Below are 13,782 nucleotides of genomic sequence, written 5' to 3' on the forward strand. Positions count from 1 at the left end.
GCACCCCGGCGCCGGGGTGGCGTATCTAGGTTTCTGTTCTTCAGCTATCGGGTGATCACCATGTGCGGCATCGCTGGCCTTCTCTCCGGTCGTTCCTGGCGTCAGGCGGGGGATGCCTCCTGGGTGGATGGCATTGCGGCCAGCCTGCTGGCGGCCGACGCCACGAACCTGGACGCCATTGATGCCGCCCTGGATGCGCTGCATGGTCGCTTCAACGACCTGATGGCCTTTGCCACCCATATGGCCCTGGTGGAACAGCCAGCATTGCGCGCCCATGTGGGACGGGCGGCCGCCTATGTCGCTTCCCTGGAAGCCACATTGAAGACGGGGGCCAACGCGCGTGACCCGCGGGTGGAGCGCACGGCCGAACGCCTGCGCGATTATGGCTGGCAGCTGACGCATGAGGTGCTGGCCAATATCGACCGCACCTTGTCGCTGCTGGCCGGTGTGGCCCAGCCGCTGCGCGCCCAGCATTTCACCGCCTGGACGGTGGAACAGGTGATCGAGAATCTGGACCGGCTGGAGGTGCGGGGCCGCGACAGCGCCGGCATTTCCGTACAACTCGCCATCCCCGGCCCCCTGGCCGATGCCGAACTGGCCGGCTGGCGCCGGCAGGCCGCTGCGCTGGGGCGCGATGGCTATGATACGGACGGGGCCTTTGTCGCCCATGCCCTGGCCGATGGCGGGGCGACGGTGCGCTTCACCTATAAGGTGGCGCAACTGATCGGCAAGCTGGGTGACAATGGCGCCACGCTGCGGGCCAAGCTGCGCGCCGACGCGCTGTTCTGGCAGATGGCGGCCAAGGTGGCGCAGGTGGGCATCATCGCCCATACGCGCTGGGCCTCCCACGGGGCGATCAACCTGCCCAACTGCCACCCGCAGGGCGGGGCCCTGGCGGGGGATGAAGGGCCGTTGCTGCCGGTGGACGCCGATGTCGTCTCGGTGCTGAATGGCGATATCGACAATTACCGGGGCCTGCGCGAAGGGCTGGTGACGGCGGCCGGATTGGCCATTCCGCCCGCCGTTACCACCGATGCCAAGATCATCCCCGTCACCTTCCGCCTGACGGCGGGCAATGGCAATGGCGACCGGTTCCTGGCGGCCCTGCGCCGCTTTGAAGGTTCCGTCGCCATTGGCCTGCTGCACCCGACGGACCCGGAACGGCTCTATCTGGGACAGAAGGGCAGCGGGCAGGCCCTGTTCGTGGCGGAGGTGGCCGATGGCCTGATCCTGTCGTCGGAAAATTACGGGCTGGCCCCGCGCGCCCGCGCCTCCATCGCGCTGGCCAAGGTTGAAAAAGGCGGGCTGGCCGTCACGCTGTCTACTGTTGCTGGGGAATTGGCGCTGACCGCCCGCACCATCGATGATGGCCAGCCCACCGCGCTGATAGCCGACCCGATCGAGATTTTCAGCCGCGATATTTTCCGGGGCGATTTCGACCATTTCTTCGAGAAAGAGGTCCACGAAGCCGCCGGCAGCGTGCGCAAGACCCTGGTGGGGCGTTACAGCCGCGCAGGACGGCAGGCCAGTTTCGATCTGGGGGAGGATGGCATCTGGGCCAGCCTGCGCCGCCGCCTGAGTGATCCGGCCAAGCCTGCCATCCGCCGTATCTTCGTCACCGGCCAGGGCACGGCGGCCATTGCCGGCATGGGCGTGGCGCATCTGCTGCGCCAGGCGCTGGGGGGCAGCGCCATCCATGTGGAAGCGGCCAAGGCGTCGGAGCTCTCCTCCAACCTGGATGGGGCGGTGCTGGATGATACGCTGGTGATCGCCATCAGCCAGTCGGGCACCACCACCGACACTAACCGCACGGTTGATCTGGCCCGCGCGGCGGGGGCTTGGATTCACGCCATCGTCAACCGCCGCAACAGCACCCTGGTGCGCAAGGCCGACAGCCACCTGTTCACCAGTGACGGGCGCGACATTGAAATGGCCGTGGCCAGCACCAAGGCTTTCTATTCGCAGGTGACGGCGGGCAAGCTGACGGCACTCTGCATCGCCGATGCGCTGGGCACCTTGGGCCCGGTGCAGATCCATGATGAACTGGTGGCCCTGGAAGGGCTGCCCGCCCGCATCCAGGAAGTGCTGGATGAAGAAGCGGCGATTGCCGCCGTGGCGGAACAATATGCCCCCTATAACCGCTATTGGGCGGTGGTGGGCAATGGCGCCAACAAGGTGGCGGCAGAGGAAATCCGCATCAAGCTGTCGGAGCTTTGTTACAAATCCATCCCGGTCGATTATACCGAGGATAAGAAGCATATCGACCTGTCGACCGAGCCGCTGACCCTGGTGATCGCCAATGATCTACCGCCGCTGCTGGCACAGGACACGGCCAAGGAAGTGGCGATCTTCAAGGCCCATGCCGGCAAGCCCATCGTGGTGGCGGCCAAGGGGGAAACCTGTTTCGATCCTTACGCGGAGGCAGTGATCCGCGTGCCATCCGCCGGGGCCGGGCTGGATTTCGTGCTGGCCACGGTGGCGGGCCATCTCTGGGGCTTCCACGCCGCCCGCGCCATTGACCGCCGGTCCCAGGGCTTCCGCGAATTGGGGGCGGCGCTGGAACAGGCACTGGTGGAAAAGGACCAGCCGGTCGCCCCGCTGCTGGATGCGGTGGCGCTGGAAATGCGCCGCATTGCCGATGGCGAACAGGATGCGGCCTTGCCGCCGCGCGCCGTGGCGCAACTGGCGGCCTTCGGGGCCGATCTGGCCGGCATCGGTAACGATCCCGCCCGCCGCGCCGCCGTGCTGACGGCGGGGGAGGGGGTGTTGCGCACGCTATTTGAGGAAACCAGCCGCCCCATCGACACCATCCGCCATCAAGCCAAGACCGTGACCGTGGGCATTTCCCGCCCGACGCGGGAGGTGGCACCCGCCATCCTGGCCACCTTGGCCGAACTGGGCGTGGCACCGGAGTCGCTGGCCGAGGCTGACCGGCAGACCCTGACCGCCTATTCCGCCGTGCTGACGGCGGTGACAGGTGGGCTGCTTTACCGCTTGGCCGGCGATGGCAAGGACGGGCCGAAGCTGGTGGCCGATACCCGCGTCGGCCGCTCTGCCGGGCAGACATCCGGCTATGATGGTGGCCGGGTGGCGGCGGGCAGCAAGCGCAAGGCCCTGCGCCTGGGCCGTACCGTGTTTTCCGCTGGCACGGGGGAGGCGGAAAACCTGTTGCTGGTGCCCTTCTTCGCCGGGGCCGACTGGCGGCTGGCGGGGCTGGCCCTGCTGCATACCGAACTGGCGCCCCAGGCCAGCCTGCAGCAGAAGACGGCCCTGCTGAAGGAACTGCATCTCTACGAAGATCTGTTCGACGCCTATCACGAACTGGTGCATGGGGAGGCGTGCGATTTCGCCGCCTTTATCGCCAGGATGTCCCCGCGCGACCTGCTGTTCCGCCCGGCGGCCGATCTGGTGCGGGTTGGCTGAACAGGCTTTCCCGTTCGTGTAATGTTCTGATAGAATGGCGGCGTCATCAACCAATGGATCGACGCCGCCATGAGCTTCCATGCCACCGGTACTTTCGACGTCAAGATAACGCCCGAGGGCGAACCCGACGCGGCGGATGGCACCAGCCTGGGCCAGATGCTGCTGGACAAGCAGTTTCACGGTCCCCTGGATGCCACCGGCAAAGGCCGGATGTTAAGCGCGCAGACCGGTGTGAAGGGATCAGCGGTTTATGTGGCGCTGGAACGGGTGACCGGTACGCTGAACGGCCGCAGCGGCAGTTTCGTGCTGCGCCATGTTGGCACCATGGATCGCGGCCACCCGCATTTGTCCATCTCCGTCGTGCCGGACAGCGGTTTCGGTGGGTTGGCCGGCATTTCCGGGGAGATGGCCATCAAGGTGGCCGACGGGAATCATTATTACGATTTCATCTATGACCTGCCGGGTGAGTGAGTGGGGTGGCACCCGCTTGGCAGCTACCTCGGATAGGTTTCTGGTCAATTGTAATCCGTTTATAGGAATTAAAGCTGATGACCGGTCTTCTCATCCGCCCGGCCACCGTCGCCGACGCCCCCGTCCTCTGGCGCATTATCGGCCCCACCATCCGGGCTGGGGAGACCTATACGCTGGACCAGGATATGGGGGAGGGCGAGGCGCTGGCCTATTGGCTGGCGCCGGATAAGGAGACGTTTGTTGCCGTGGCGCCGGATGGGCAGGTGGTGGGCACCTATTTCATCCGCCCCAATCAGGCCGGTGGTGGTCGCCATATCTGCAATTGCGGCTACATGACCGCTGCGGCGGCCACCGGGCGCGGGGTGGCCAGGGCCATGTGCCTGCATTCCCTGGACCATGCCAGACAGCGCGGCTATCGCGGGATGCAGTTCAATTTCGTGGTCAGCAGCAACACCCGCGCCGTGGCCCTGTGGCAGGCGCTGGGCTTTACCATCGTCGGCCGCCTGCCGCTGGTCTTCCAGCATCCCAGCCTGGGCTATGTCGACGCGCTGGTCATGTTCCAGCCGCTGGTGGAAGATTAACACCAAGCCGCCTAAAGGTTGACCTTTAGGCGGCTTGGAGGCTGGCGACCGCCAGCCCGCGCCACGTGGCGCGCAAGCCAAGCTGCCGGAGGCAGCGCCCGGCGCATGAGGGAACGCAAAATCCCCCTGGATCGATCACGATCAAGGGGGATTGGTTTAAGAAGCGCCACCCCGCGCCAGATTCTGCCGGGCCAGATCCAGCCATTCCTTCTGTCGGGCGCGGACATGGCCGGGGGCGCGGGACAGGCGCTGCTGCACGTCCTTGAACAGTTCCTGTGCCTCCGCCTGACGGCCCAGGCGCCCCAGCAGCAGGGCCAGCCGGCACAGCGGCTCCACGCCTGGATAATAATCGGCCAGCGCCCGGTATTCGCGCTCCGCCTCCGGCCCCCGGTCCAGCTCGTCCAGGGCGCGGGCATAGGTCAGGTGACCCTCGGCGGACTGGTAATCGGGATGGGCGGCGCGCAGCCGGGTCAGGCTGTCCAGGGCAGCCGCCGGTTTGCCATTGCCCAACTGGGCCTCCGCCAGACCCAGCAGGATATCCGGATCATCAGCGTTCAGGCCGGTCAACATCGCCGTGAAATGTTCCTCGGCTTCGGCATGGTCACCCGCCGCCAGCAGGGTTTGCGCCAGTTTCAGCCGGTTCTGCACACTGGGCACATCCATCAGCCGTTCGCGGGCTTCCCGCACGTCACGGCCCGGGTCCACCGCGCGGATCAGGTTTTCCTTCACCTTGTGGGCGTGGGAACTGTTGCGCAGGGAGGGCAGATAGATCGCCAGCGCGTAGACCACGCTGCCCAGGAAGGGGAAAACCAGCAGGATGAACAGCCAGTACATCTCCCGCCCGGTGCGCACCACATGCACGGCAAAGAAAATGGCAATGGTGGTGGAAAGCAGGAAAATCAGTGGCATGGCGGCTTATCCGGTCAGGAAACGTGCCACTCTGGCGCAGCGCCACCCCGCTGGCAAGCCGGTTGATCCCTGTACCAAAGAGGTAATTCAACCGGAAAATCAGCCGGCAAAACCCCGCGCCGGATCGTCCGCCGACCGTTGCAGCCAATTGCTGGCCGGGTAGTCGCAGGCCCCATCCACGACATGGATCGTATAGGCATGGCGGGACTGGGGGGAGCGGTTGGGGCCGGACAAATGCGGCAGCAAGCCATGCAGCAGGATCAGCGTGCCCTGTTTGGCCGGCAGCGGCACATAGCCATTGTCCGGCGTGCAGTCGGGCCAGGGGCTGGCATCCAGCACATCCATGCGCACGCCACCCTGGCCATCGCGGGAGAAACGCTTCTTCAGCCCGTCCCGGTGCCCGCCGGGCAGCGCCCACATGCAGCCATTCTCCAGCGTCGCATCCTGCACCGCAAACCACAGGCCCACCACGCTCATCGGCTCCGTATAAAGGAAGGTGCTGTCCTGGTGGCACACCACCTCCCCACCGATATGGGGTTGCTTGAAAATATACATGGACTGCATCAACAGCGGCCTTGCCATGCCGATATCTGCCGTAATGGAAGCCAGACGCGGGTCGCGGGAAAATTGGCTGAACACCGGATCGCGGTCATGCAGGGCATGGCCGATCTTGTTGATCGACAGGGATTTTTCCTGGCGCAGATGCCCGGCCGCGTCAAACGCCTCCTCCTCAAAGAAGAAGCGGATCTGATTGCCCGATGAGAGGAAATAATCGTCGCTGGTCTTCTGCTGGTTGACGGTGGAGAAGACCGAGGCATGGGCCGCCGCATCGAACCCCGCCACCAGCCGCCCGGCCTGATCCATCAGCGCCCGGCAATCCGCCGGATCGGCAAAGCCTTCCAGCAGCAGGAAGCCGTCGCGGTGATAGGCATCGATCTGGGCTTGGGTCAGGAAGGACATCGGCGGCAGGTCCGTTTGGGTGGTGCTCTCTGGCTTTTACCGCCCTGACCTTGCTTGCGGCAATCCCTGTCAGCCTGGCACCCGCCAGACATCGGTGACACGGACCTCCCGGTCCTCAAGCTCCCGCGTGGTGGGCACGGCGTAGCTGGCCATTTTCTCCAGCCCCTGGGCCGGCAGATAGGCCCGGCCCGGATCGCCCAGCAGCACCAGGGTGCCGCCGGCGGCCAGCCGGCGCAGCCAGCCGAGTGCTGCTTCGGCAAAGGGGCGCTCGTAACAGATATCGCCGGCCAGCACGATCTCGATGCCGGGCAGATCCTGGCCGATAATGTTGGCGACATCCGCCGTCACCGTCACGCCATTGGCGGCCGCGTTCAGATATGTCGCATCCACGGCAAACGGGTCGATCTCCACCGCGCGGACGGCGGCGGCACCCGCCTGCAGGGCGGCGATAGCGATCAGGCCGCTGCCGGCGGCGAAATCCAGCACATGGCGACCGGCCACCAGATCGGGCTGGTCCAGGATCAATCGGGCCACCGCCTGCCCGCCGGCCCAGGGAAAGGCCCAGAAGGGCGGGGGCACGCCCTGGCGCTCCAGCCAGTCTTCCGTGGCCTGCCAGATGGGGGTGATTTCGGTTGCCTGATACAGGCTTATATCGGGGAGAAGGGGGCCGACAGGCGCCAGGGCCGTATGGGAACGGATGAAATCAGTACGCTCAGCGGCGGTTATCGGGCGCAAAATCGGCCAATCTCAGCATCTGGTGCTGCATCTGGGGCTTGGGCAGGCTGTTGAACTGTATCCCGCCACTGCCGCCACCGCCATGGCTGCCGGGCGGCATCGCGGCGATACCGGCCATGATGGCGATCAGCAGGGTCCAGCCGGTGAAACGGGCGGCGCGGAAGGTGGACAGGCTGTCCGCCGGGTCATCCATCTCCCAGCCGCGCACCTGCACCAGCATCAGCCCGGCCGTGGCGGCCAGCGGCACCAGCACGGTCCAGCCCATGGTCAGCGGCGTCAGCGCCAGCACCCACAGGCAAAAGGCCCCGGCATAGAAGCCCCCCACCCAGCGCCGCGAATCGGCGGCGAACAGGCGGGCGGTGGATTTGATGCCGACCTGTTCATCATCCCGCCGGTCCTGATGGGCATAGATCGTGTCATAACCCAGCGTCCAGAGGATGCCCCCGGCATAGAGCAACAGGGCCGGCCAATCGATGCTGCCGCGCACGGCGGCCCAGCCCAGCAGGGCGCCCCAGTTGAAGGTCAGCCCCAGAAACGCCTGCGGCCACCACGTCACCCGCTTCATCAGCGGGTACAGCCCCACCAGGATCAGCGAGGCGGCCCCCAGCAGGATGGAGAACAGGTTCAACTGCACCAGGATCAGCAGCCCGACCAGGCATTGCGCCCCTAAGAAAAGAAAAGCCTGCAACAGGCTGACCTGACCGCTGGGGATGGGGCGCACGCGGGTGCGTTCCACCTGGGCATCCAGCTTGTGATCGATGATATCGTTGATGGTGCAGCCGGCCCCGCGCATTACCACGGCACCGATCCCGAACAGGGCCATCAGCCAGAAATCCGGCCAGGAACCGGCGGGGGCGGCCAGGGCGATGGACCACCAGCAAGGCAGCAGCAGCAGCCAGGTGCCAATCGGCCGGTCCAGCCGGGCCAGCCGCGCATAGGGGCGCCAGCCGGCCGGCAACAGCCGGTCGATCCAGTCCCCCCTGCGAATATCGGTATGGCCACCGGCCTGACGCGGAATATCGGTCATGATGGCGCGCATCCTACCCCCGATGCGCCGGATAGGCAAAGGTGCAACCGTTTGCTTATCCGGCGCCAAGCGTATTGGTGGCATTTTGCCGCCGGTACTGGTGCGGCGGGGGCTGACGGTCTATTTCTGTCAGCCGGATTTCTACCCCCGCCCGGTGCCCATGACCCAGGATCAGCCGCTGCCCCGTACCCGCCTGTTCATCGATGCACCGCTGTCGGCGGGGGCATCGGCCCCGTTGGACGGGGGGCGGGCGCATTATCTGCGCGCTGTGCTGCGCCAGGGTCCGGGGGATGGGGTGTTGGCCTTCAACGGGCGGGATGGCGAATTCCTGGCGCGGATCGACACGCTGGGCAAATCCGCCGGTACCCTGACGGTGGAACGCCAGACCCGGCCCGCCCCCGCAGATCCCGACGCCGGCCCCTGGCTGGCCTTTGCGCCGCTGAAGGGCGGGCGCACCGAATATGTGGTGGAAAAGGCGGTGGAACTGGGCGTTTCCCGGCTGATCCCCGTCTTCACCCGCCGGGGCGATGTGGGGCGCGTCAACCTGGAGCGGTTGCGCGCCAACGCGGTGGAAGCCGCCGAACAATGCGAACGGCTGACCGTGCCGGATGTGGCGGAGCCGGTGGAACTGGCCCGGCTGCTGTCCGGCTGGGACGAAGGGCGCCGCCTCTATCTGGCGGCGGAAAGCGGGGCGGCGCAACCGTTGGTGACCGCCATCACAGCGCACACCACTGCACCCGCCGCATTCCTGGTGGGACCGGAGGGGGGCTTCGATCCGACGGAACTGGCGCTGTTGTACCGCATGGCTTTTGTGGTGCCGATCGGCCTGGGTCCGCGTATTCTGCGCGCCGATACGGCGGCCTTTGCCGTGCTTTCCGCCTGGCAGGCGGTGGCTGGCGATTGGCAGCGGGGCGGACAGGATGCCCGCCCGCCCAACCGGGCTTGAGTTTTCTGCGGGGGTTTCCCAGCCCCTGTCCGTGGCGTTGTCTCTGGTCTTCGTCTTTGCCCTTAAGGATATTCATTCATGTCCGCACCCCCGTCTTCGCGCGGCGCGCCTATCACCGACCGTCGGCAACTGGTCGAATATCTGGAAAGCGGCTGCAAACCCGCTGTCGATTGGCGCATCGGGACGGAGCATGAGAAATTTGTCTTCCGGCTGGATGACAAGTCCCCCGTCCCCTATCCGGGGCCGGGCGGCATCGGCGCCATCCTGGGCGAGTTTGAGCGCCGATTCGGCTGGGAGCCGGTGCGCGAGGGGGAGAACACCATCGCGCTGACCAAGGGCATGGCCAATATCAGCTTGGAACCGGGTGGCCAGTTCGAACTGTCGGGCGCCCCGCTGCACACCATCCATGAAACCTGTGCGGAGGTGGGCCAGCATCTGGCCGAGGTGCGCGCCATCGGGCGCGACCTGGGCTTCGGGATGCTGGGGCTGGGCTTCAACCCGAAATGGAAGCGGGCTGATATCCCCTGGATGCCCAAGGGCCGCTACAAGATCATGCGCGAATATATGCCCAAGCGCGGCGGCCTGGGCCTGGACATGATGACCCGCACCTGCACGGTGCAGGTGAACCTGGATTTCGCCTCCGAGGCGGACATGGTGAAGAAGTTCCGGGTGTCGCTGGCGTTGCAGCCCATCGCCACGGCCCTGTTCGCCGCCAGCCCGTTTACGGAGGGCAAGCCCAATGGCTTCCAGTCCTTCCGCTCGCATATCTGGACCGATACCGATCCCGACCGCACCGGCGACCTGCCCTTTGTGTTCGAGGAGGGATTCGGGTTCGAGCGCTATGTGGATTATGCGCTGGATGTGCCGATGTATTTCGCCTACCGCGATGGGCAGTATCTGGATGCGTCCGGCCTGTCCTTCCGCGATTTTCTCGATGGCCGCCTGTCCATCCTGCCGGGCGAACTGCCGCTGATGACGGATTGGTCGGACCATATGACCACCATGTTCCCGGAAGTGCGGCTGAAGAAATATCTGGAAATGCGCGGGGCCGATGCCGGCCCCTGGGGTCGTCTCTGCGCCCTGCCGGCGCTGTGGGTGGGCTTGTTATATGACAATACTGCCCTGGATGCCGCCTGGGATCTGGTGAAGGGGTGGAGCAGCGACGACCGCGCGGGCCTTCGCCGCGACGTGCCGCGCCTGGGCCTGGATACCCCCTTCCAGGGCGGCACGCTGCAGCCCGTGGCCCGCCAAGTGGTGGAGATCGCGCGGGAGGGTTTGCGCAACCGGGCCCGCACTGCCGGCATGGGCGATGATGAAAGCCATTTCATCGAACCACTGGCCGCCATCGCCGAAACCGGCCGCACCCTGGCGAGAGAGTTGCTGGAACGGTATGAGACGGAATGGGCGCATTCCGTCGATCCGCTGTACGACGTCTACGCCTATTGACCCTGGTTGTTGTAATGATGGCGGGCACCGTCAATGGTTGTGATGCCATTGCTGTGCCCGCCATCTTTGCATAGAATAAAGGCAGCTTAGGTCTGGAGGGTGGGCGCCGGTGTCGACGCAGAGATGGGGGCGCTTTGTCGACCCCGCGATGGAGCAGGATTTCCGCCTCTCCGTTATGGCCCGCGAGGTGCGGGGTCTGCGCATCAATCTGATTGCGCTGATGGTGCTGCGCCTGCTGCCGATGACACTGGATTTTTATTACATGCCCCAGGGCATGGTGCTGAGCGTCTATCTGCCGCTGCGGCTGGCGCTCTTCCCCTTTCTCATCTTCATCCTGCTGCTGCCGGTGCGGCCGTCCACCTATACGCTGCGGCATGTCTGCGTCATGGTGGCGCTTTCTTATATCTGGCTGCTGACGGCCACACCGCCCTTATGGGTGGATGTGATGGGGGTCGGGGTTACGGTCGGCTTCTTCATCTCCGTTGTGGTGCTGATGAACTATCTGTTCCTGCCCACACGCTGGACCTGGATGCTGGCCTGGGGGGTGGCGGCCAGCTGCATCTATATCATACTGATCATGCCGCAATCCGGGGCGACGTCGTTTCAGATTCAAACGGCTGTGGTCATGCATGTCCTGGCCAATATTTTTGGTGCCTTCACCGCGCATCAGCTGGCCACCGTCCGCCGGGCGGAGTTTCTGCGCCATCGCCAGCTGGAAGAGGCCAATGAGGAGCTGCGTCGGCGGGAGGCGATCATCGCCGACCAGCGCGACCAGCTGGCTGCCCAGGTGGTGGAGCTGGGGGAGGCACACAGCCAGCTGATCGAGACCAAGGACAGTCTGGTGCAGGCGGAAAAGATGGCCAGTCTGGGCGGGCTGGTGGCCGGGGTGGCGCATGAGCTGAACACCCCCATGGGCATCGCCCTGACCGCCGGCACCCATCTGCGCGACAGCCTGCGGGGGCTGGATCAGGTGGTGGCGGAAGGAAGGCTGACCCGCAGCCGGCTGACCGAATATCAGGAGACCTTGCGCGACAGCACCGACCTGATTCTGTCCAATGTCAGCCGGGCTGCCGGGCTGGTGCAGAGCTTTAAACAGGTGGCGGTGGATCAGGCCAGTGCCGAACGCCGCCTGTTCCCGCTCGGCCCCTATATTGATGAGGTCTTGCACAGTCTGGCCCCGCGGCTGCGCAAGGAACCGCATGAGCTGCTGGTGGATTGCGATCCGGGGCTGGTGATGGACAGCTATCCCGGCGCCCTGTCGCAGGTGCTGACGAACCTGCTGCTGAACGCGCTGGTCCACGCCTTTCCGGGGGGACGGGTGGGGTTGATCAGCATCCAGGCCCGGCCGCTGCCGGGCAATCAGCTGGAACTGATCTTTGCCGATAATGGCAAAGGGGTGCCGCCCCAGCATCTGGACCGGTTGTTCGACCCATTCTTTACCACCAACCGCGCCCAGGGCGGCAGCGGGCTGGGGCTGCACATCGTCTATAATCTGGTGACCCAGACGCTGGGGGGCAGCATCCGTGTCCGCTCCACCCTGGGGGAGGGCACCTGCTTCACCCTGACATTGCCGCGTGCCGTGGCGGGCGAAGCAATAACCCCGGTTGAAGATGTAGCAGGTTGATAGGCGCGTCTTTGCTGCTGGCAGAGGTTGCGCCTTCTATTGCCGCCGCCAGCCGCTGCGTTTAAATTGGCAGCGGCCGTATGGCGGTCAGGGCAAGGGGCCGGGATCACCCGGTCGTCATGCGAGGCGAGGTTCCGGGCGCGATGCAGAAATGGGGCACATTCGCGGACCACGCCCTGGAGCGTGATTTCCGCCAGTCGATCATGAGGCAGGAGGTGCGCGCCCTGCGCATGAACCTGCTGGCCCTGATGTTCTTCTATCTGATGCCGCTGGCGCTGGATTTCGTCTATCTGCCGCGGGAAACCATTTTCAATCTGTTCCTGCCGCTGCGGCTGGGGGTCTATGTCACGATTCTACTGGTGATGCTGATCCCGGCGCGCAATGCCACCTATGGCCTGCGCCACGCCGCCACCCTGTTCCTGCTCTCCTATATTTGGGTGATGACCGCGATGGTCGCGCTCTGGGTGGAACGGCAGGATGTCGGCTTTACGGTCAGCTTCTTTGTCATGATCGTGGTGCTGATGAATTACCTGTTCCTGCCCACGCGCTGGCTCTGGATGGTGGGCTGGGGGGTGGCGGCCAGCGCCCTCTATCTCTGGCTGGTCATGCCGTATAGCGGGGCCACCACCTCGCAGATCAAGACGGCCATGGTGATGCAGACCCTGGCCAATATTTTCGGGGCTGTTACCGCCTATCAGCTGGCCACGCTGCGCCGGTCGGAATTCCACCGCCGCCGGGAGCAGGAGGCGGAGCGGCGGCGGCTGGAGGAAGCCAATGTCGAGCTGCTGCACCGGGAAACCATCATCGCCCTGCAGCGCGACCAGCTGGCCAGCAAGGTGGAGGAGCTGGAGGAGGCGCAGCGCCAGCTGATCGAAACCAAGGACAGTCTTGTCCAGGCGGAAAAGATGGCCAGCCTGGGCGGGCTGGTAGCCGGGGTGGCGCATGAGTTGAACACGCCGATGGGCATTGCCGTCACCGCCAGCACCCATCTGCGCGATTGTGTGGATGGGCTGGATCAGGCGGTGGCGGGTAACCGGCTGACCCGCAGCCAGCTGGCTGATTACCAGCAGACCCTGCGGGAGACGGCAGCCCTGATTCTGGCCAACGTTGCCCGCGCGGCCGGGTTGGTGCAGAGCTTCAAGCAGGTGGCCGTGGATCAGGCCAGTGCCGAATGCCGGCCCTTTGAGCTGGGCGCCTATATTGAGGAAATATTGCTGAGCCTGGCGCCGCGCCTGCGCCAGGAACCGCACCAGATCAGCGTGGGCTGCCCGCCGGGCCTGATGATGGACAGCTATCCGGGGGCGCTGTCGCAGATCCTCACCAATCTGCTGATCAATGCCCTGATCCATGCCTTCCCCGATGGCCGGGCGGGCAATATCAGCATCCAGGCGCGGCTGGTCAGCGACGATCTGGTGGAAATGGTCTTTGCCGATGATGGCAAGGGCGTGCTGCCTGAACATCAGGACCGTCTGTTCGACCCGTTCTTCACCACCAACCGTGCCCATGGCGGCAGCGGGCTGGGGTTGCACATCGTCTATAATCTGGTGACGCAATCCTTACGTGGCACCATCCGGCTGCAATCCGAGCCGGGCCAGGGTGCCCGCTTCATCCTGACCATCCCGCGCCGTGTGGGGGAGCCGGCGCGCCTGGCGGGGTAAAG

Annotated in this window: 11 protein-coding genes; 7 read left to right on the plus strand and 4 right to left on the minus strand. The window is 65.3% G+C overall.

Annotated elements, in window-relative coordinates:
• Window positions 1-60: 60 nt before the first annotated feature.
• The 3 genes from GE253_RS10380 (at window position 61) to GE253_RS10390 (ending at window position 4,475) form a co-directional block, all read left to right on the plus strand.
• Window positions 61-3,423, plus strand: coding sequence for an SIS domain-containing protein (locus GE253_RS10380; RefSeq protein WP_153204074.1), 3,363 nt, complete (start codon window positions 61-63; stop codon window positions 3,421-3,423).
• Window positions 3,424-3,492: 69 nt separating this feature from the next.
• The gene (locus GE253_RS10385; protein ID WP_153204075.1) at window positions 3,493-3,894 is read left to right on the plus strand and encodes a DUF3224 domain-containing protein; all 402 of its coding nucleotides are present in this window, start codon (window positions 3,493-3,495) and stop codon (window positions 3,892-3,894) included.
• 77 nt (window positions 3,895-3,971) lie between these two features.
• A complete protein-coding gene (locus GE253_RS10390) occupies window positions 3,972-4,475 on the plus strand; it encodes a GNAT family N-acetyltransferase (protein ID WP_153204076.1) in 504 nt (167 codons plus the stop codon).
• Window positions 4,476-4,631: 156 nt separating this feature from the next.
• Here GE253_RS10390 and GE253_RS10395 read toward each other — a convergent pair whose 3' ends face one another.
• The 4 genes from GE253_RS10395 to ubiA all read right to left on the minus strand — a co-directional run bounded on the left by GE253_RS10395 (window position 4,632) and on the right by ubiA (window position 8,106).
• On the minus strand, window positions 4,632-5,384 hold the full coding sequence (locus GE253_RS10395) for a tetratricopeptide repeat protein (protein ID WP_153204077.1): 753 nt from the start codon (window positions 5,382-5,384) through the stop codon (window positions 4,632-4,634).
• 99 nt (window positions 5,385-5,483) lie between these two features.
• A complete protein-coding gene (locus tag GE253_RS10400) occupies window positions 5,484-6,344 on the minus strand; it encodes a phytanoyl-CoA dioxygenase family protein (protein WP_153204078.1) in 861 nt (286 codons plus the stop codon).
• 69 nt (window positions 6,345-6,413) lie between these two features.
• Entirely contained in the window at window positions 6,414-7,070 is a 657-nt protein-coding gene (locus GE253_RS10405) for a 50S ribosomal protein L11 methyltransferase (protein ID WP_348770838.1), read from the minus strand.
• On the minus strand, window positions 7,057-8,106 hold the full coding sequence (gene ubiA, locus GE253_RS10410; protein WP_173012583.1) for a 4-hydroxybenzoate octaprenyltransferase: 1,050 nt from the start codon (window positions 8,104-8,106) through the stop codon (window positions 7,057-7,059). Before ubiA ends, GE253_RS10405 begins: the two co-directional genes overlap by 14 nt.
• On the opposite strand from ubiA, the gene GE253_RS10415 reads away from it, so the two are divergent.
• The 4 genes from GE253_RS10415 to GE253_RS10430 all read left to right on the plus strand — a co-directional run bounded on the left by GE253_RS10415 (window position 8,105) and on the right by GE253_RS10430 (window position 13,780).
• Window positions 8,105-9,052 (plus strand): 16S rRNA (uracil(1498)-N(3))-methyltransferase, encoded by a 948-nt coding sequence (locus GE253_RS10415; protein WP_348770822.1) that lies wholly within the window; start codon window positions 8,105-8,107, stop codon window positions 9,050-9,052. The genes ubiA and GE253_RS10415 overlap by 2 nt on opposite strands.
• A 78-nt stretch (window positions 9,053-9,130) precedes the next feature.
• Window positions 9,131-10,498, plus strand: coding sequence for a glutamate--cysteine ligase (locus GE253_RS10420; protein ID WP_153204081.1), 1,368 nt, complete (start codon window positions 9,131-9,133; stop codon window positions 10,496-10,498).
• Window positions 10,499-10,607: 109 nt separating this feature from the next.
• Window positions 10,608-12,122, plus strand: coding sequence for an ATP-binding protein (locus GE253_RS26655; protein ID WP_348770823.1), 1,515 nt, complete (start codon window positions 10,608-10,610; stop codon window positions 12,120-12,122).
• Window positions 12,123-12,241: 119 nt separating this feature from the next.
• Entirely contained in the window at window positions 12,242-13,780 is a 1,539-nt protein-coding gene (locus tag GE253_RS10430; RefSeq protein ID WP_173012584.1) for an ATP-binding protein, read from the plus strand.
• Window positions 13,781-13,782 lie beyond the last annotated feature (2 nt).

The sequence above is a fragment of the Niveispirillum sp. SYP-B3756 genome (assembly GCF_009495745.1).
Taxonomy (GTDB): Bacteria; Pseudomonadota; Alphaproteobacteria; order Azospirillales; family Azospirillaceae; genus Niveispirillum.